This window comes from Ekhidna sp., assembly GCF_040220215.1.
Taxonomy (GTDB): Bacteria; Bacteroidota; Bacteroidia; order Cytophagales; family Cyclobacteriaceae; genus Ekhidna.
This window is the reverse complement of record NZ_JAVJTR010000008.1, coordinates 1-18,687: the sequence shown is the minus strand read 5'-3', so window position 1 is coordinate 18,687 and position 18,687 is coordinate 1. Positions and strand designations below refer to the sequence as shown.

Annotated in this window: 18 protein-coding genes; 2 read left to right on the top strand and 16 right to left on the bottom strand. The window is 40.9% G+C overall.

The window, feature by feature from the left end:
- Positions 1-28: 28 nt before the first annotated feature.
- Positions 29-499 (bottom strand): SRPBCC family protein, encoded by a 471-nt coding sequence (locus RIC88_RS01250; protein WP_350215607.1) that lies wholly within the window; start codon positions 497-499, stop codon positions 29-31.
- A 7-nt stretch (positions 500-506) separates the two neighbouring features.
- On the bottom strand, positions 507-719 hold the full coding sequence (locus tag RIC88_RS01245; RefSeq protein WP_350215606.1) for a hypothetical protein: 213 nt from the start codon (positions 717-719) through the stop codon (positions 507-509).
- Between the two features lie 148 nt (positions 720-867).
- Between RIC88_RS01245 and RIC88_RS01240 the strand changes: the two genes are divergently transcribed.
- A complete protein-coding gene (locus tag RIC88_RS01240) occupies positions 868-1,185 on the top strand; it encodes an ArsR/SmtB family transcription factor (protein WP_350215605.1) in 318 nt (105 codons plus the stop codon).
- On the top strand, positions 1,185-1,694 hold the full coding sequence (locus RIC88_RS01235; RefSeq protein ID WP_350215604.1) for an SRPBCC family protein: 510 nt from the start codon (positions 1,185-1,187) through the stop codon (positions 1,692-1,694). Before RIC88_RS01240 ends, RIC88_RS01235 begins: the two co-directional genes overlap by 1 nt.
- A 121-nt stretch (positions 1,695-1,815) precedes the next feature.
- Here RIC88_RS01235 and RIC88_RS01230 read toward each other — a convergent pair whose 3' ends face one another.
- The 14 genes from RIC88_RS01230 to RIC88_RS01165 form a co-directional block, all read right to left on the bottom strand.
- Positions 1,816-4,407, bottom strand: a complete 2,592-nt coding sequence (locus RIC88_RS01230) for an ABC transporter permease (RefSeq protein WP_350215603.1) — start codon at positions 4,405-4,407, stop codon at positions 1,816-1,818.
- Entirely contained in the window at positions 4,404-4,745 is a 342-nt protein-coding gene (locus RIC88_RS01225) for a PadR family transcriptional regulator (protein ID WP_350215602.1), read from the bottom strand. The genes RIC88_RS01230 and RIC88_RS01225 overlap by 4 nt, the downstream gene beginning before the upstream one ends.
- Before the next feature lie 122 nt (positions 4,746-4,867).
- Positions 4,868-5,545, bottom strand: coding sequence for a DUF4386 domain-containing protein (locus RIC88_RS01220; RefSeq protein WP_350215601.1), 678 nt, complete (start codon positions 5,543-5,545; stop codon positions 4,868-4,870).
- Positions 5,546-5,635: 90 nt separating this feature from the next.
- Positions 5,636-5,929, bottom strand: coding sequence for a YciI family protein (locus RIC88_RS01215; protein ID WP_350215600.1), 294 nt, complete (start codon positions 5,927-5,929; stop codon positions 5,636-5,638).
- Between the two features lies 1 nt (position 5,930).
- A complete protein-coding gene (locus tag RIC88_RS01210; protein ID WP_350215599.1) occupies positions 5,931-6,284 on the bottom strand; it encodes a DUF2200 domain-containing protein in 354 nt (117 codons plus the stop codon).
- Between the two features lie 88 nt (positions 6,285-6,372).
- The gene (locus tag RIC88_RS01205) at positions 6,373-6,666 is read right to left on the bottom strand and encodes an MmcQ/YjbR family DNA-binding protein (RefSeq protein ID WP_350215598.1); all 294 of its coding nucleotides are present in this window, start codon (positions 6,664-6,666) and stop codon (positions 6,373-6,375) included.
- A gap of 11 nt (positions 6,667-6,677) precedes the next feature.
- A complete protein-coding gene (locus RIC88_RS01200; RefSeq protein WP_350215597.1) occupies positions 6,678-7,067 on the bottom strand; it encodes a DUF1801 domain-containing protein in 390 nt (129 codons plus the stop codon).
- 3 nt (positions 7,068-7,070) lie between these two features.
- Complete coding sequence (locus tag RIC88_RS01195) at positions 7,071-8,495, bottom strand: MATE family efflux transporter (RefSeq protein WP_350215596.1); 1,425 nt, start codon at positions 8,493-8,495, stop codon at positions 7,071-7,073.
- A 161-nt stretch (positions 8,496-8,656) separates the two neighbouring features.
- Positions 8,657-11,749 (bottom strand): ligand-binding sensor domain-containing protein, encoded by a 3,093-nt coding sequence (locus RIC88_RS01190; protein WP_350215595.1) that lies wholly within the window; start codon positions 11,747-11,749, stop codon positions 8,657-8,659.
- The gene (locus RIC88_RS01185) at positions 11,739-12,716 is read right to left on the bottom strand and encodes a hypothetical protein (RefSeq protein WP_350215594.1); all 978 of its coding nucleotides are present in this window, start codon (positions 12,714-12,716) and stop codon (positions 11,739-11,741) included. The genes RIC88_RS01190 and RIC88_RS01185 overlap by 11 nt, the downstream gene beginning before the upstream one ends.
- Position 12,717: 1 nt before the next feature.
- Complete coding sequence (locus RIC88_RS01180; protein ID WP_350215593.1) at positions 12,718-13,983, bottom strand: PKD domain-containing protein; 1,266 nt, start codon at positions 13,981-13,983, stop codon at positions 12,718-12,720.
- Positions 13,964-16,117 carry an OmpA family protein gene (locus tag RIC88_RS01175; protein WP_350215592.1) on the bottom strand — a complete coding sequence of 718 codons (2,154 nt, stop codon included), beginning with the start codon at positions 16,115-16,117 and terminating at the stop codon, positions 13,964-13,966. Before RIC88_RS01175 ends, RIC88_RS01180 begins: the two co-directional genes overlap by 20 nt.
- A complete protein-coding gene (locus RIC88_RS01170; RefSeq protein WP_350215591.1) occupies positions 16,114-17,028 on the bottom strand; it encodes a PorP/SprF family type IX secretion system membrane protein in 915 nt (304 codons plus the stop codon). Before RIC88_RS01170 ends, RIC88_RS01175 begins: the two co-directional genes overlap by 4 nt.
- Positions 17,028-18,687 (bottom strand): T9SS type B sorting domain-containing protein (locus RIC88_RS01165; RefSeq protein ID WP_350215590.1); only part of this gene is annotated, 1,660 nt, incomplete at its 5' end. The genes RIC88_RS01165 and RIC88_RS01170, both read right to left, overlap by 1 nt.

Sequence of the window (18,687 nt, the reverse complement as noted above, 5' to 3'; positions counted from 1 at the left end):
TTTGTTCAAAAAAAACACTCTTAACTAGTTAGTTGAGGGTGTTTTTTAAATTGAACTCTCTTCCATCCTGCAACACCACATTCCCGGTTTCCAAAAGTGTTTTAAGCTTTTCCAGATTCTGCTTAACTCCTTTTATAGGTCCTTTAAGGATCAGTAAGGAAAGGAATTTTGGTAGTGGCACTTTGAAATTGATTTGATCGTGAATAGTCGTTCGCTTTTCATCTCCTTCAAAAACTAAATTTCGGCGAACAGACAATCTTTGACCTGGAAGTGACTGAATGACCAAACGTTCATTATCTTTAAATACAACAACTCCAAATTTTTGCTTATCGCTTTTCCTGGTTTGAAGATATTCAGCACCAAGCCCATCTATTTCGTTGATTTTTTCAACACGCATGACATAATAATTCCATTTTGGATTGTTGCGCTGATCGCTGACGAAGGCAAAGACTTCTGACAGTGGTTTGTCGATCGTTATGGAATTTGAAATCCTTAGCATGTGCGGATTAATCGGATGAATTTTTGGAACGAACCTCTCGTATCAAAAATGTTCCCATTGGGAATTGCTTCACACTGAAAATGTACGCATCCCGCTCAGAACCAAAGGAATCAACAACCTTCTCATTGTGAATCACAATGAATTGTCCTTTGTATTTCTCCACCAATGATTGCTCATGCTGAAGATAAAACCTGTGCTGTTTGTCGAGAAGCTCCCCCATTACGATCCAAGGTAGCTAATTAATTCAAAGTCTTAACCGTTAACCTCTCTTGAAACTGTTTATTAGGCCTAATCTCACTTTTTAGAAAAATTATTTGCGCAAACGATTGCTTGCGTATATATTAGCAAACGATCACTTGCATATAATTATGAGACGAGATCCATTTCATGCGATAGCTGACCCGACCAGAAGGGCAATACTGGTATTGATTGCAGCGCAAGCGCTGACCCCTAATGCCATTGCGGAACATTTTGATACCACCCGCCAGGCGGTATCAAACCATATTAAAATTCTGAGTGAGTGCGAATTGCTCAAACAGGAAAAAAACGGACGGGAAATCCACTATCACATCAACCATGATAAGATGAAAGAAATCGACCACTGGCTGGAGCAGTTCCGAAAGATCTGGGAGAACCGGTTTAGCCAACTTGATACATTATTAACTGAAATGAAAAACAAACAATGATGAAAAACACACTACAGTTCGACTTCCTTGTGGACAAGGAGAAAAACACAATCACCGTAAAAAGAGAATTCGCTGCAGATCGTAAACTTGTTTGGGACTGCTACACGAAGAGCGAACTCCTCGATCAATGGTTTGCGCCAAAGCCTTTCAATACTAAAACCAAGTCCATGGACTTCAGTGAAGGTGGGCACTGGCATTACGCAATGATTGATCCTGAGGGTCAGGAATATTGGGGATGGACCGAGTACACTAAAATTCAGCCAATTGATTTTTATGAAACACTTGATGCATTCAGTGATGGTGAAGGAAACATAAACACTGACCTTCCCAGGGCAGAATGGCATGTCCACTTTTTGGATAAAGGTGAAAACGCCCTTGTAGAAACAACCGTTACGTATCAATCACTCGCTGATCTGGAAGCTGTCATCAATATGGGTATGAAAGAAGGCCTGACCTCCACGTTAGAGCGACTGGATGATTTACTTAAATCCTTAAAGTCAGAGTCGTAAAGATCATTAGGAATTCATAGTAGTCTGAAGGAATAGTACGGTTATTTCAGTGAGTTTCATGCTCTAAAATCCGTTGTTTGGGCGCATAGTCACTTGAGAAACGAATTGCTTTAAAAAGAGATCATTCCCCCCTCAAGTTTTCAGTAGGATTCACTTTTACAGCTCGTATGATCTGCCCGGTAATGGTCAGCCCTATGGTTCCTAATGTCATGATAAAAGCTAAAAAGAACGGAGAAAATCCTGTAGCCATCTGTTCAGGGTACATAATCGATAGTAATTTATCGATCATCAGGTACCCAACAGGTGCGCCAATTACAAGAGCAATGATAATTATGACTAAATAGGTTTTGCTCACGTGTGTTACAATAGAAAGAGGTGTCGCTCCCAGCACTTTTCGAATACTGAATTCTTTGAGTCTTCGCTGAATCGAAAAAGAAAACAGACCGAACAAACCCAGGCACGCAAGAATGATGGCTATTGTGCTGAGCACGATCAATATGAGTGTAGAAGCCTCTGTTTCCTCATAAAAAGACGCAAATGCCTCTTCCTGAAGCATATGAACAAACGGTTCACCCGGGACTACATCATCCCATAGCAATTGACTGCTTAGCTTCAGATCGTGTATAGCTCCCGGTTTGGATTTTATACTCAAATAGTACAGACTGGATGGAGTATCCTCATCTAACCCGAAAAAAAGAACGGGCCGAATAGTGCTGTGAAAACTACGGTAGTGAAAATCGCTTACTACACCAATCACTTCACGAAGTGTTCCCTGATGGTCAATCTTTTCACCAATCGGGTCTTCCCAATTCATGCTATGTACCATTGCCTCATTCACTACAACAGATTTTTCATAATCGCGTCCAGTTCCATCGAACCAGCGACCGGATTTGAGATTCAATCCTAAAACTGACAGGTAATTCTCATCGACATAGTAGCCTACCGATTCATACGTTTTGTGGTCGTATTGATAGTTGATGGTCGTATTATGCACGCCAACATGACTATGCATTGAAACTGCAATGGAATTTACTTTTGAATCATCAAGTAATTCGTTTCGCATCAATTCCATTTGTGCAAAACTTACGGTTCGTATCATCAACAAATCCTTCGCATCATATCCCCATTCTTTCTCATAAAGTGCTAAAGAGTGTGAGGTAAAAACAAAACATCCCACGATTGTGATAAAAGCCAAAACAAATTGAATAGCCAGCATCAAGCGTGAAAACACACTGTTTCGCTTAAACTTTGCAATGCCTTTTAGAATATGGCTGGATGAAAAACGAGAGATATACAGTGACGGGTATATACCTGCTATAGCCACGATCCCTGCAAACAAGCTACTTAATGAAATAAGCATAAAGGATGCAGAGCTAAAAGATGACGGTATTCGAAGCGGAATCAAATAATTAAGCCCCGGAGTAAATATCGCCATGCTTAGATATATTCCCAGCAGAAAACTGAAGAGGCATAACAACAAATTCTCTGTAAAAAACTGAAGTACGATTTGCCTACGGTTGCTTCCAATAACTTTTCTAACAGCTATTTCCCTTAGTCGTCTGGAGTAAGCGGCAATGGAGATGTTAATAAAATTGAAAACGGCCAGTGCCATCAACATCAATGCAATAATTGCAAGTGAAATACGCGTGAAGGCGGGCGCAGTAAACGAAACAGAACCCGCTATTTCATGGCATTTTTCGGAGAGGTCAAACAGCGGATAGAGTTTAAAACCAACTACCGGCTTGCTTGCTAAGGCGGCATTGACCGGTTCAAGATACCTTTGGAGTCCTTCGGTTATCGCGCCGGGAGATATTCCTGGTTTTGTCAGGATGAATGTAGCATCTGTTGTTGCCTGCCATTGATTTTCATTTTGTTGAAAGTCAAAAAGGTTGGCAAAAGGAATATAAAAATCAAAGTAAAAGCTCGCATAGTCAGCATATTTATCCATTACACCTGTCACCACAAAACTGGCTTCATAGTCATTAGTAAACATTAATTGCAACTCTTTACCAATAGGGTCTTCATTGGCAAAGTACTTTTTAGCCATTTCATAGCTGATGACGACTGAATGCTTTTTGGATAGAGAATGTTTATTCCCGGCTATCATTGGGAAATCAAAAACTTGTAAAAAAGCAGGATCAACAAAGGCGATTTGCTCCTCAAAAGTATTATTTCGTTGCTTTACATAAGCGCCACGTCTCTCTATTCTGGTGAAGTGCTGCACAGCAGGATTGTCATCATGAATAGTTGGACCTAGCACTACAGGTGTTTTACCTTCAATCTCAGAACCTTCGGTTAATTGGGTTATTTGATAAATGCGATCACCCTTGACATGGAACTCATCCATGTTTACCTGCACATCATAAAAAATCAGCGCGGTAATGCCAATCCCTAGTGACAAAGCAAGTCCTATGATGCTAATGGAATTTATTATATAGTGTTTTACAATGTTTCTAAACCCTATCTTCATAAAGCTTTGAAACAAGATGAGGTTTTTGAGTGGATTCATGATTTTGGTGGTTTTTTTAATATTGGTCCAACGGAAATAGCCCAGCACGTCCCGAATAAAGAGTAGGTCTGCGTACCGCTTACTACGTTCGCCAAGCCTACGGTTATATAGTTCCAGCGCATCTCCCTGAATTTCGTCCAACAGATTCGGATCGCAGTACCATTTCAGGAATCGACTGATCCATTTAGGTGGTTGATTTTTCATGATCCTGAGTAGTTTAGGCTAAAGCCTGGAATTTTTTTATACAGATCAACTCTGATATCCATTGAGTCCTGCAGGGCTTTCTTTCCTTCAGCTGTAATGACATACATACGCTTACTCCTGCCTCCTCTTTCATTGGTAGCCCCGCCTACATGTGACCGGAGGAATCCCTTTGTTTCAAGTCGTTTCATTACTGCATGAACCGCACTAACATTTATGCTTCTCCCGGTAGAAGCTTTCAACTCGTCCATTACCGAAACAGCGTAGGCATTGTCTATCAATGATCCGGTAATCATTAGAATGAGCTCTTCCAGTTCTCCAAGGTGTTCACCCTTACTCATAAGTTATTTCTTTTGTTATACAAAAGTAAACATAATCAATTATCTACACTTTTGTATAACTAACTTAAGAGATTTTGAGTCTAGTGTGAAGATTACTTTTGTAATATGAGGTTTAGCTAGTCTTAAGCGTCTTTATTTGAGGATTCATTCCGGATAGCTTTCCACTTTGCACCCATGATGAGTACCCACAGCATCCAGATCACTTCACCAAACGTGAGGTAATCCAGCAGGTCGATCAATATTCCTTTGATGCCCAGAAAGTAGGCGAATGCCGATATGGTATATCCTACTCCGGCAAGGATCATAAACCAACCAATTACGCGTGGAAATAAGGGTGAGCGAATGATCATATAACCTTGAGGTAGCAGCCATAAACCCCAGAAAATCGTAGCGATGATGGTGCCTCTTGTGTCTTGCTTTAGCAAAAGAATTACCTGTTCCGGATTATTAAGCATATCGAGCACCAATAATTGATTGGCGGTACTAAGCATAGCTATCGGAATCCCCAGGAAAGCGAAAATGGCCATGAGAATGGTGGCGTCCTTATATGATTCATAAAATAGCTTGTATAAGAACCATACTGCTGCTACGCAAAATAATTGGGTGATCAAGCTTCCGGCAATGCCCAGCCGAAAAAGCATTTCATTCGAGGTGATGTTGGAAGCAGTCAGCTCCGGATCAGCCAAAACGATCAGTTGGGATGGAACGTACAAGAGACTGAACATCCCCAGAACTGCCCATAGGGGATATAATATTCTCAACCATTTTACGGCATTCTTTTGTTCTTGAAGTGTGTGCATGGATTAGGTAATTTTTGTTTCCATCATGATGCAGCCCATCACCGATTGGTTGCTTTAGTATTAAAAAAAAGCAGACCTAAGTTTCTGACCTTATTTTTTCCCCAGAAAAGGCTTTAGTTGGGGATGCATTTGCGAGGTGAGGAATTCAGTTATGGTAAATTCCGCCAGCTTATGGATAAAAAAAGGGTCTTCTGAAATAATCTGCTCCACCTCTTCCTGTGAGTCAGCGAGAGCCAATATGATCCCTCCTGTTCGTGGGACTTTTCGACCGGATGCTACAAACTTATTTTGCTTGTAGTACCGATGAAGATATTTCACATGCTCAGTCATGTGAGCATCAAGTTCTTCCAACGGAACGATATAGTTTAAATCAATGATGTACATACTACTCCTTCCTTAAAATACTCTCCATTTTCTTTCCCCTGGCCAGTTCATCGATTAGCTTGTCTAAATAGCGAATCTCCTGCATCAGTGGCTCTTCTATTTCCTCCACACGGATACCGCACACTACCCCCTTGATTAATTTTCGATTGGGATTCATTTTTGGAGCTTGAATGAAGAAATCTTCAAAGTTGGTTTTGTTTTCTAATACAGCTTCTAATCCTTTCTGATCATAACCTGTCAGCCATTCAATGATGTGATCCACATCTTCTTTGGTTCGTCCCTTTTTCTCAGCCTTGGTGATGTAGTGAGGATACACCCCTGCAAAGCTCATAGTATAGATTCGGTGTTTGGTCATAGAATGGAGCTATTGGTTTCTTAAAATTAAAACTTCCTGAAGCAACGGATGTGTACTCTCCTTATTTCTTCGGTTTTAACACATCAATTTACGCAGTTTCCAATGCAACCCAGATCAACTCTTCAGGTACCTTTTTGAGCTCGAATGTGGTCCAGCCTTGCAAACCCCATTTGTTTGGAACTTTATAAACTCCATCTCCAAAATCACAAAAAACCGACTGTTCAACCAGAGGTAATTTCAAGTTGGCAGTCTGCGATGCTTCGTGGATGGTAGCAAAGTTTCGTTTCTTCGTCACTTTAAAAGCTTGCCGATCAAAGTGAGGGTTTTCCTCCGTTCCCGGAAAGGATAAGGCTAAGTCCCTGAATTGTTGATTTGTAACCATCTTACTAATCTTTATACAAATAGCCGATCCAATCGGCCTTTTTTCTTAACGATATTTCTGTAATCCCACTGGATCGTTTTTGACTTTTCAAGCCATCTTTTCAAATCATTCGAATTGATTTGATCTGTAAAAGTGTAGCGAATGGACGCATCCTTGAATTTTCCGGTTCCCGTTATTAAATCAGGCTCATCGAAATCAGCGCCACTCCAGAACATCAATCGGATGCAATCCTTCAATTTTCTATAACCTACAATGGGATTTTCTTCCAAAAACCAAACCGGATGTCCGTGCCAGATTTTACTTTCCGCTTCAGGTAAGTGCGTATTTATCACCATCATCAATTGTTCGCAGATTTGTTGATCTGTCTCTGATCGCATCTTATTGTATTCGGTGATTAACATAAATCAGACTTCTACCGTTTTCCAGCTTCCGCGTTTGAATAACCAAAGTGTAAATAACCCTACAGCTGTTTCGGAGAAAAAGACAGCCCAGAACACACCGGAATGTGCCCAATTCAATTCCAGCGCAAGCAAATAAGCCAGCGGAATCTGGATCAACCAGAAAAAGACCAGGTTGATTTTCGTTGGGGTTTGAGTATCCCCTGAACCATTGAATGCCTGCACAGAAACCATCCACCAGCCATACACAAAGTAAGCGTAAGACAGTATACGCAACCACTCTCCACCTATGGCGATCACTCGTTGATCGTCTGTAAAGATGCTCATCAGTGCTTCATTGAAGAAGAAGTAAACAAAAGACACGCCTACCAAGAAGATCATATTGTAAAATCCAATCTTCCATACTGCTGACTCTGCACGATCGGGATCTCCTGCCCCTAAATTTTGTCCCACGAGTGTAGCTGCTGCATTTGAAAGACCCCAGGCCGGCATGAGTGTGAATAGCATAACGCGTAGAGCGATGGTAGATCCAGCAACTGCCTCGCTTCCAACATCAGCCAGTATTCTCATCAGGAAGATCCAGGAGGTCATCGCAACGATCATTTGACCTATTCCTCCCAGTGAAGTCTTGATGATGTTTAAAATCGCTTTGGCATCCCAATATATCTGTGAAAGAACAACCCGAATGTGTTTGCCCCCTTTGAACAGTGTCCAAAACTGAATCGCTACCGCAATTCCCCTTCCGGTGGTTGTCGCGATGGCTGCTCCTTCTATACCCATCGCCGGAACCGGGCCCCATCCGAATATGAACATCGGGTCGAGGATGATGTTAAAACCATTTGCAATCCAAAGTACGCGCATGGCGATTGCAGCATCGCCTGCACCTCTGAAGATCGCATTGATTACAAATAGCAGGATGATGATGCCATTTGCACCCAACATCCATTGGGTGTAGCGATAGCCATTCTCAATGGCCCACTGATCAGCACCCATAAGTGCGAGTAGCTCTTTTGAAAAGAAAATGCCTGCAATCGCAAATGGAAGTGAGATGAGGATGGACAAAAAGATGGCCTGCACAGCTGATATACCAGCTTCTTCTTTTTTCTTCTCTCCTATCCTTCTGGCAATGATAGCAGTGACTGCCATTGCTAAACCCATAGCGATAGAGTAAAGCAGAAACAAATATGTTTCCGTCAGCCCAACAGTAGCCACGGCAGATGAGCCAAGCTTCCCAACAAAATAGATATCTACTACAGCAAAGGTGGATTCCATGACCAGCTCAAGAATCATCGGGACTGCCAATAAAAAGATTGCCTTTTTTAAATCGATTTTTGTGTAGTCAGCATCCGTTCCACGGATGGCATCATTCAGCGCTCTCCAAATGGATTTTTTTGGAGCAGGGGCTTCAGGCATTACATTTTCATTTTCCATATCTCAAAGTTGAAGTACAATTTCGTGATTTTTAAGGTGCAAAACCGCCACAATAAGAGGTCAATTGCGACACCCTAATCATTTACTTGTGACAAAAAGAAAAAAAGGAGTGACAGCCCTATGTCACTCCTTTCGGTTTTGTAGAATTTTCTTTTAAAATTTTAAGTCAAACTCGACTGGCTCACATGGTTGGGCTTCTTTAGATAAATGTAGATGGTCGTGCCTTCTCCTTCCCTACTGGCGATTTCAACCTTACCCCCCATTCCTTCTATTTGGTTTTTGGAAATAAACATACCCAACCCATCTCCTTCTGATCTTTCTGGGTGAAATCGAGACCCGAGGCTAAATAATTTATTTCCAAAACGATTTAAATCAATTCCAATCCCATGATCCTGAATCTTTACCATTACTTCATCATCAAGACTTTCTGCCGATAAAGTTATCTCTTTGGAGTCTTCCGTTATACCAAACTTCAGCGCATTCGAAATCAGGTTATTCAGTGCGCTTTCAAAGTAGGTTGGCACTCCATTTACTGAAAGGTCTGATGGGATATCTGTTATAACTTTTACGCCATGTTTTCGGATTTCTTCTTCATTCGTTTCCAATACACGATCAATTGATTCTTTTACATTACATGAAATTTTATTGAGGCTTTCCCTATCATTCTCAAAGTTCAGAAGTTCGTTGATATGCCTGATTGTTCCATTTAACCGATCAGATGAATTTTTAAGCATTTTTATGAAATCCTGATTTCCAGGATCTGATTCCAGTGCAGTAATAAGTCCGCGGATATTGGAAACAGAGGATCGAGTATTATGTGAAGTAATGAATGAAAAATCCTTTAATCGTTTGTTTTGACTTTCCGTTATCGAGATCAATCTTTGTTTCTCTTTCAGCCTTATGTTTAGTCGATCCGTTCGCCATTTTATGAATCCGTAAACCAGCCCAAAACCAGACAGTAAAAAAAGCAAAATTGCCCACCATGTATTCCACCAGGGCGGACGAATCCTAAAACTTATACTTGTAATATTCTCTCCCCAGTGATTGGGATTATCTGATTGCCTGACATAAAAGGTATAATCCCCAGGTGCCAGATTTGTGAAGGTAACGTGATTATCATCTGTGACTTTTGACCAGCCTATGCCCTGTCCTTCCAGCCAAAATTGATAGAGGTTGGATTCCGGATTTCTGAGATTTATTGCGATAAACTCAAACGTCAGATTGTTATTATTATATGGAAGCACCATATTTTCAGGCACTTTACCATTTACCTTCGAGTCTCGTGAAAATTGATACAAATCCACCGTGGAGTAATTGACTTTAATATCGGAAATGATGGGCGTGATTTGCTGGGATTCAAACACTTCATCGGGTGTGCTCAAAAAAGTGACCCCATTTCTATTTCCAATCCAGATGTTATGATCCATGTCGCGGTAGATGGAGTTATGGATAAATTCAGCCACCTTCAAACCATCTTTTTTCTGAATGGTAGAAACCGCTTCAGTAAACTCATCCACCCTGCTTAACCCGGTCCTGTGAGTCGCCCAGACATGGTTGCTTTTATCACTGACCACTGAAAAGCAATAATTATTTAGTAAACCTTCCTGGGTTGAAAATCGGATAAAAGCTTCACCAGTATATTCATAAATACCATTACCATGGGTGCCTACCCATATGTTTCCATATTCGTCTTCTGAAATATCATTGATATCATGCGCTGGAAAAAGTCCTTCTTTGGTCATAAAAATTATTGAGCTATCGGGTTTTCGGATAGCAAGACCAGCACCATGAGCAGCAAACCATGTATTACCTTCTTGATCGAAGTGGATATGGTATATTTCGTTGTGATAGAACCCTGTTCTGGTAGAAAGTTGCTCAATCACATTATCTAAAGAATCAAGAACGTAGACGCCCTTCTGGTGTAGCGAAAGCCAAAGATTTCCTTTTGGATCTTTGATGATTTGTCGAATCTTTAGTTTTCCGGTTCCATAATCAAATTTGATCTTACGAAAATTATTCAGGTCTACATCAGCTACGTAGAGTCCCTGATCCTCTGCACAGAAATAGATTCTATCCTCATCATCAACAAACACCGCAGTGATATTTTCTCCTTTGCTCTCGTGTGAAATCAGTTCAAAATTGAGGCTGTCAAGTTCTCCTTTGTAATAGCCTTTTACTAAACCTACATCTGTAGCAAAAAAGAATTCGTGTTTGGAGTTTCCAGAAATACCATTTACTGATCGAGCTCTGAAAGATTCAAAATTGTAGAACAGAAGCCCCTTCTTTCTCACCTGGATTAGCCCATCACCAATGGTTCCTACCCACAAACTTTCATCCGCATCCCGATAAAGCGTAGAAACAAGGTCACCCGGAAAACCATTTTTCTTATTGAAGAAGGTAAACTGTCTTGATTTTAAATTATTCCTGTTGAAGTCAACTTTGATCAGCCCGTTGTATTTAGTACCAATCCAAAGATCCAGATTCGCGGTTTCCCTAATTGCGGTAATTGATTCTTTTTGTAAATAGTCGGCTTTGAAAACCTCGCCCTTTCTTCCGTTCGCGGCTAAGTTGAGATGGTACATTCCATAATCTGTTCCGACCCAAAATGAACGCTCGCCCTCTTTACTTCTTTCCAGTGCCTGAATAGCCATGAAATTGAGCTCCGAGACACTGTGGATAAATTGAATGGAGTCATCCTCAAACGTAAAGACCAACAACCCTTCATTGGTGCCAACCAGTATGAGTTCTTCATGAACATAAATGAAGTTGGCTTTTTGGTTTTTCAATTCAGGTGGTTGAATGCGCCATACAGAATCTGTCCCGATACTTAGTAGTCCATCATTCTGGGTTAATGCTATGAGGTACTCACCCATTTTAACAATGCCAACGATAGGGCTCTCATGACTTTCAGGTTCATAAAGCAGATGAAAATCCACTCCATTGAATTGCTTAATACGTCCGTTGAAATAGCCAAAATAGATTTCTTTTTGATCGCTAAAAGCAGCTGTTGAAAAATTTTTCTTTGTGGAATCGTTGCTATCCATCAGCTCAAAATCGAGCCCATCGAAACGGGTAAGACCATAATCTGTGCCCACCCATTTGTATCCGTATGGGCCTTGAATGGTTGTATAAACGTACGTCCCATTTAAACCAGTTTCAGGATTAAAATGCCTGATGTCATACTGATGCAATGATGCCGACAGCATAAGACACGAGCATAACCCGATGAAAGACGCTATGATTTTAGTTATCATCTTTCTGATAATATTTCAGGTTCACAACATACTTGTATCTCGGCGGCCCTCCAATGGGAATACTGAAAAAGCGTACAGCCTCCTCATACTGGTTACGAATGTAAAAAACCATGTTATTATTTGGTTTTCCTTGCTTGATGATCTGAATTTCAATGGTGGAGTTCTGCTCTTCGGGTGTGATCTCATGCATCGAGCTTGCCCATTTCAGATCAGCAGACTTTTTTACTTTGTGTCGATTCTTAGATGTTGAGTAGATCACTATTTCACCATCATAATCAAAGTCAAAGTTGTGCTGTGTGATGGATACCACATTTCTATCAATGAATGGGTAAATATGGCTGATCTCACCGCTTGCAACAGGCAACCGAAATGAATACTCATAAGTAAAGGCGTTCGACCCCTCCACTTCTTCATTTACATCCGGATTGGAGCTGAGGTAATATTGATACAGGTTTCCGTCATCGCCTTGTAGCCCTTCCATAATCACTTTGAATATTCTTCCATTGGGAATATCCGGATCTAACTCTCCTTCAATGGGGTTGAAAGGACCGAAAGTGAACCACTCCCCGTCAAATTCAGGATTGTCTTTGAAAATCTTAGACGCAAGTAAGTTGCCACTCTTGAATTCGCCAACTGGTTCCACTTTTCGTGCATCTTTATGAGAGTGGGCTCCATTTCCACCAAAAATGGAAATACGATGTACAGAATTCCAGTCTCCTTTGATTTCATCTATCTCTCCGCCAATATCCGGATCAAAAACTCTCAAATAAATCGGCTCGGTAAACGTATGAGGGATTAAAAAGAAGAAGATCTGGATGTGATCATCATCACCCCATGATAATGGTGCGTCTCCTCCAAACGTCACCAAATAATCAATATTTTCAATCTCATTGGGAATGCGCTGAGCCTTAATAACAAAAGATATTAATACTAAAAAGATGGTCAAAATTGTTTTTACAGCTCTCATATTACCTCCTCATTATTAACTTAAAATCAGCTCTTCTGTTGAGAGTTTCATCAACATAATCACAATTTGATCCTGTGAGGCAGGAATTGATCAATGACCTGGATGTTTTTGGATTTTTTACTTTGATTCTTTCCTGGGCCACTCCTTCTTCCACCATGTACTGCTTAATTAGCTCAGCACGCCTAATTGACAAAGCAACTCCTTTAGCATATGAACCCCCTGATGTGGTATACACACCAATCTCAACATCCATCATTGGCGACTGAAGTAGGAACTCAATGTTTTCTTTCAAAGATTTCTCAATTTTTCTTGAGAGTTCGTTTTGATCCAATTCAAAAAAAATTGCGCTTAGCTTGAAGGGCTCGCCAGAAGCAAGCTGTTCCGTTTGATCACTAATGATGGTTTGGGTGACTTTCAAATCAGATCCCTCGGGTACATTTACATCTCTGGAGTCATACATGAGATTTCCACGGTAGGCGATGATTCGATAGTCGCCACCACCGGTTAACTCGTCCAGACCTTCCACTTCGAAATAAGCATCTCCATTTTTTCTTAATAAAAAATAGGTTGACTTATCTTCCAGAAATCGAGAATCCATCATCCTTTGATTAAGCGCATCAGTCAGCAGACCTGCAGTTGGATTCGCTATCTTCACCGTGACGCTATCTCTAGCACAGAGTTCTACTTTGTCTATTTCTGATTCAAGTTTCACCAACATTGACCGGTAGTAAACCCCGGCGCGAGTATATACGTGATCAGGGCTTGTCTCACATGCAAAACTCCCATCACCAAAATCCCAATACGTGTGTTTGATCTGATACGCTGAGTCCGGATAGTCCAGAGTAAAAGATGAATGCTCTTCAATATTAGTTCTGACATCTACCAGCGGGTTCATTATCAACTCAAAGGAACCTTTGATTACCACATCAATTTCAGCTTCTTCTTGAATGACAGCCTTGGTGATCGGATCCTCTAAACTTAGTTTGGCTACATAAAGACCGGGGCTATTATAGCAATGATTGATATTTAACCCTTCGAGAATGGTGCCATCACCCATGTCCCACTTAAACGTAAATTCCTTTCCTTCAAAGTCGTATGAATCTGATATGTCAAGGTTTACACAATTATTCGAAGCGATTTTGCTGATACACTTTCCGTTAAAATCCAGGAACCTTGCTTTAGCATCTTCACAGCCTGGTTCCTGACTAAAGGAAGGGACGCACAGCGCCCAACACATCCAGAAAATGTTAATTCGCTTGTTCATCATTGGTGTAAAGTTTTCGCATTACCAATTCTAACTCTGATCTCCGGTTTACTGCATGGAATCGTTCGTCGCATTCGGTCATATCATCGCAATGATTCAATATCCCTTGTTCGCCGTAGCTATCCAATATCAATCTACTACCAGGAATGTCATTTTCAATGAGATATCTCGCAATCTTTTGCGATCGCCTAAACGCCAGCTCATCATTGTATTTCATACTGCCCCTGCTATCTGTATAGGAGTTAATTGAAAAGGCAATCTTTTGATCCACTGTCATGATCTTTACCACTTTGTCCAGTTCAGTTTTGCCTGACTCGGATAAGTCATTGGAATCCAGATCAAAATAAATGCTCCTGAGCGTATACATTTCCTGCATATCCAGACCCTTTTCTTCTACAGCCTGTTTAGCACGTTCTTCAACCGTTTGTCCATCATCGGGAGGCGTATCGGAAAGTAAAATCCTTTCGTCCGCATTTACGATGAATCGATTATTCCCTACCTCTCTGTATTCGTAGATACGTCCATTTACCTGTACCATAGCCTTTCTTCGATTATACAACTCCTGCAATTCCTCATCCGGATCCACTCTTTCCTCTTTTATTTTAGGTTTTTTTTCAAGTGTTATATTTAAAGTCAATGCCATTCCAGCAAATAATTCATTTGAAGTGATTACATCACTTTGTGAAACATATCCTTCCTTGCTCACTTCCAGTTTAATTTCTTCACCTGGTAGCGCCAAAAAATCTGTCATTCCACCTTCATTCGTAAAACGAGAATCTCTGACCACCCCGCCTACAATAAAATTAACATTTGAATTGCTTAAAACTTCCCCCGAAACAGTATTTACAATACATTGCACGCGTGACCACTTGGCTGTAAAGCGATATATATCATCGTCAAATCCTCCATTCTTTCGATTGGAAGTAAAGAATCCGGTTCTTCCAAGGGAATCGGAGATGAATCCGAAATCAGCATATGAAGAATTAAATGGATAGCCAAGATTTTTCACCTCATCGTGGCTGGATGCATTTAGCGGGGCTCTAAAAAGATCCAGGTCTCCCAATCCACCATGTCCGTCCGATGAGAAAATTAACTCATTCTCATTGATTAAATAAGGGAACATATCATCCCCGGCAGAATTGATAAACTCTCCTAGATTTTCAGGTTCGCTCCATTGACCGTCCCGAAGCTTTGATACATAAAGATCTGTACCTCCATAACCAACCGGCATATTGGATGAAAAAACGAGCGTTTTGCCATCTTTTGAAATAGCCGGCTGACCTACCGAGTAATTTGGATCATTGAACGGTAAAGGCTTCATATTTACCCATTGATCTTTTCTCGAATCATATTCAGCATAATAAAGCTCCAAGTGACTCTCAGCATTATTTTTATTGGGAATACCGGCACGTGTAAAAATGATCTTGTTTCCATCGTAAAATACAAGTGGGCCTTCATGGTATTCTGAATTTAACCCACGATGAAAGACCACCGGATCCCTCATTCGTCCGCTTTCAAGTTCTTCAGTATAAAAAACTGTAGTATACTCTTCAGCACTCCAACCCATCACATTTGTTACGTCATTGCTGTGGTGGTCTGACAGGTACACTATACCAAAATCATAATAAAACGGACTGAATTCTGCATATTGGGTATTGATACTTAAGGGTTCAATTTCAATAGAAGATGAATCCTTAAAATGTTTATGAAGGTTTTCTATGGATGATAGCTTTTTAGATGCGATTAGGTGAGATCCTTCACTGGATTTATATTGCTCGAGCCACTGCTCCGCCTCCTCATATTTCTGATTGGCCATCAATACCTGAGCAAAGTCAAGCATGTTTTGTGAGGTTCGATCTTCATTATCCTGCAATCCGATCCGGAACCATTTTTCTGCAGATTCATACTGATCAATATGATAGTAGCTTTCAGCAATTTTTAAAGCAACTGATAATTTAGATGTATCCCTTTTGAAGGCCCTTTCATAAAAAATGGCTGCTTCTTCATACGCACCATTTTTGTATGATCTATTGCCTCTCTGCTCAAGTGGATCCAGATTATGCAATATCTTGATCGATTGGCCATGTGCCATCATGCTTAAAACTGCAATGAACGATATATAATGAACTAGCTTCATCTAAATCTTCTTGGATGATTAACCCTTGGATGTTGTTTCTTAATCCGATAGTTAAGTACTATTTCATGAGAACCTGAAGTAGATTGACCTAATTCAGATGTTACCAACCCATAGGAATACCCAAACCGCAGATTGTCTGTAAACTGGATTTCGAGTATAAAATCTATCGAATTTTTTACCCGGTAGGTAACTCCCAACCAAATTACATCTTTAAAAAGAAAGCTTGTAGTAAGGTCAATATCAGAAATACCATCTGCGTATCTGATTAAGAAACTTGGCTTATATTTTACATCGTGACTAAGTGGTAAAATAGCTCCGCCAGTTAAATAATAATGACGAACCTGCCTGCTTAAATCATCCTCACTTTGGTTAAGTCGATTATTCAATAAAAATGGAACGGAAACGCCTGCATATGCTTTTGGGCCATTGTAAAAAATACCTGTTCCAAAATTGGCCATAATTGAACTAAAATCATTGTTTAACACCGGATCGTCCGGATCAATCAAATCGTCCTGTGAAAGGTCCACGTTGAAAAGTGAAGCGCCACCTTGTAGTCCCATCGAAAGATGATGTCTACCTCGATCAAAACTCATTCGATACGCATAAACACCATATAGATTATTGAGAGCGATTGCGCCGTAAGTATCATTTGATATAATCAACCCAACGGAAGATTCATTGCTTCGAGTGATTGCTCCATGCGCAGTAAACGTCTGCGTAGATGGTGCCCCCGGAATTCCCCGCCATTGATCCCTGGTCATGAGAGTAAAACTCCACGATTCATGGGTACCAGCATATGCAGGATTTAAAACCAATCCATTGAACATATACTGTGAAATAACGTATTGCTGCTGGCCCATAGACTGTCCCATGGTAAGTAAAGCTATCGCAACAAATATGAGTCGGGCCATTATCTACTTATTAAGATGTTTCCAGCTATGGGCTTAGAGCCATCTTTTAAATCTATAATAAAATAGTAGGTAGAGTATGGAGCGTTTTTATCTGACCCAAAATTCGTATTAATCTCACCACGCCAAACTTTGCTGTTATTATCATAGCCATCTATCTCAAATATTTTTGTTCCCCACCGATTGAATATAGTCACATTGTTATTAGGATAACTTTCAATTCCCTGAATAAGCCACTCATCATTTTTCCCATCTCCATTAGGTGAAAAAGCATCTGCTATTTTCATTCTACAAGGATCGTCTCTATCGATATAGTTCAAGATGCCGTCTCTATCACAATCTTCCAATCCTTCCTCACTATCTAGTTTTCCATCATTGTCACTATCAGTATCAATAAAATCAGGTGTTCCATCCTGGTCGGTATCTATTGGATTGGTAGGATCTGGACCTGCTTCGATAGCATCATCGATTCGGTCATTATCCGAATCTAAATCTTTATATTCAGGCACACCATCTTCATCGGTATCATCAAATTGAATTTCAAATGCATCCGGGATGCCATCACCATCAAAATCACCACCTTCTATGGTCAATGTAAAAGTAGATTGTGCACATTCTGAGGGATTACCAGTATCGCAAACGACATAATCCATTTCAATTGTTCCAATTTCGGTATCACCATTATAAATAAAACTTCCATCAGCACTAAAGCTCAACCCTTCTATCAGTGGACTAATATCTGTTAACATCAACCCATCATTTTCAATATCACTATCATTAGCTAAAAGATTTCCCTCCATTGAATTTCCGAATTGGACTGTGAGCACATCTGCTACCAAAATCGGTTTATCATTGACCGGCAGAATATCTACAAGATATTCGAATGGATCAGAATCGTTAACCCCATCGGACACCTTAACTAAAACCTTTAATTGTCCATTGTAATTTTCATCTGGTTGGATGCTCCCAGCGGTAATCAGATAATTATCTCCCGAAATAAGTAGCAACGTATGATCGGTAGGGAAATCATTGTCCGGATCACTCACCGTCAAGTCAGTTAAAAGAATATCAAATGGATGGTCTTCATTGATTAAAGGAATTGTATTTTGACCAGTAATCACAGGTGTTCCATCATCCACAACTTCATTCACCGTGATCGTGAACGTCTGGTCTGCGCTGGTGTCTACCCCGCTGTTCGCCGTGCCTCCATCATCACTGATGCTCACTGTTACGGTTGCTGTACCAAACGCATCCGCTGCTGGTGTGTAGCTTAAGTCCCCACTCGCATTGATCGTCGGCTGTACCAAGAACAGCGCATTATTGTCATTGCTCACATTGAAGCTCAGGTTCTGGCCACTCTCATCCGCCGGACCCGGACTCAAAGCAGTCGCCCAGCCTGTCACACTCTGTGCACCCGCATCTTCGTTGATGTCTTCATCTGCGCCCTTCGTGAAGCTCGGTGCATCGTTCACTGCCGTTACCGTGATCGTGAAACTCTGCGTCGCATAGGTGTCGTCTCCGCCATTGGCCGTGCCCCCATCGTCACTCAATACCACATCGACATTCGCTATCCCATTCGCGTCGGCCGCAGGAGTGTAAGTCAAATTGCCACTCGCATCGATCGCTGGCTGAGTGCTGAATAACCCGTTGTTATCATTCGTC

Bases quoted from the DNA above. Each gene is read 5' to 3' on its own strand.
- RIC88_RS01250 (WP_350215607.1), bottom strand. From the start codon at position 499: ATGCTAAGGATTTCAAATTCCATAACGATCGACAAACCACTGTCAGAA.
- RIC88_RS01245 (WP_350215606.1), bottom strand. From the start codon at position 719: ATGGGGGAGCTTCTCGACAAACAGCACAGGTTTTATCTTCAGCATGAG.
- RIC88_RS01240 (WP_350215605.1), top strand. From the start codon at position 868: ATGAGACGAGATCCATTTCATGCGATAGCTGACCCGACCAGAAGGGCA.
- RIC88_RS01235 (WP_350215604.1), top strand. From the start codon at position 1,185: ATGAAAAACACACTACAGTTCGACTTCCTTGTGGACAAGGAGAAAAAC.
- RIC88_RS01230 (WP_350215603.1), bottom strand. From the start codon at position 4,407: ATGAAAAATCAACCACCTAAATGGATCAGTCGATTCCTGAAATGGTAC.
- RIC88_RS01225 (WP_350215602.1), bottom strand. From the start codon at position 4,745: ATGAGTAAGGGTGAACACCTTGGAGAACTGGAAGAGCTCATTCTAATG.
- RIC88_RS01220 (WP_350215601.1), bottom strand. From the start codon at position 5,545: ATGCACACACTTCAAGAACAAAAGAATGCCGTAAAATGGTTGAGAATA.
- RIC88_RS01215 (WP_350215600.1), bottom strand. From the start codon at position 5,929: ATGTACATCATTGATTTAAACTATATCGTTCCGTTGGAAGAACTTGAT.
- RIC88_RS01210 (WP_350215599.1), bottom strand. From the start codon at position 6,284: ATGACCAAACACCGAATCTATACTATGAGCTTTGCAGGGGTGTATCCT.
- RIC88_RS01205 (WP_350215598.1), bottom strand. From the start codon at position 6,666: ATGGTTACAAATCAACAATTCAGGGACTTAGCCTTATCCTTTCCGGGA.
- RIC88_RS01200 (WP_350215597.1), bottom strand. From the start codon at position 7,067: ATGTTAATCACCGAATACAATAAGATGCGATCAGAGACAGATCAACAA.
- RIC88_RS01195 (WP_350215596.1), bottom strand. From the start codon at position 8,495: ATGGAAAATGAAAATGTAATGCCTGAAGCCCCTGCTCCAAAAAAATCC.
- RIC88_RS01190 (WP_350215595.1), bottom strand. From the start codon at position 11,749: ATGATAACTAAAATCATAGCGTCTTTCATCGGGTTATGCTCGTGTCTT.
- RIC88_RS01185 (WP_350215594.1), bottom strand. From the start codon at position 12,716: ATGAGAGCTGTAAAAACAATTTTGACCATCTTTTTAGTATTAATATCT.
- RIC88_RS01180 (WP_350215593.1), bottom strand. From the start codon at position 13,983: ATGATGAACAAGCGAATTAACATTTTCTGGATGTGTTGGGCGCTGTGC.
- RIC88_RS01175 (WP_350215592.1), bottom strand. From the start codon at position 16,117: ATGAAGCTAGTTCATTATATATCGTTCATTGCAGTTTTAAGCATGATG.
- RIC88_RS01170 (WP_350215591.1), bottom strand. From the start codon at position 17,028: ATGGCCCGACTCATATTTGTTGCGATAGCTTTACTTACCATGGGACAG.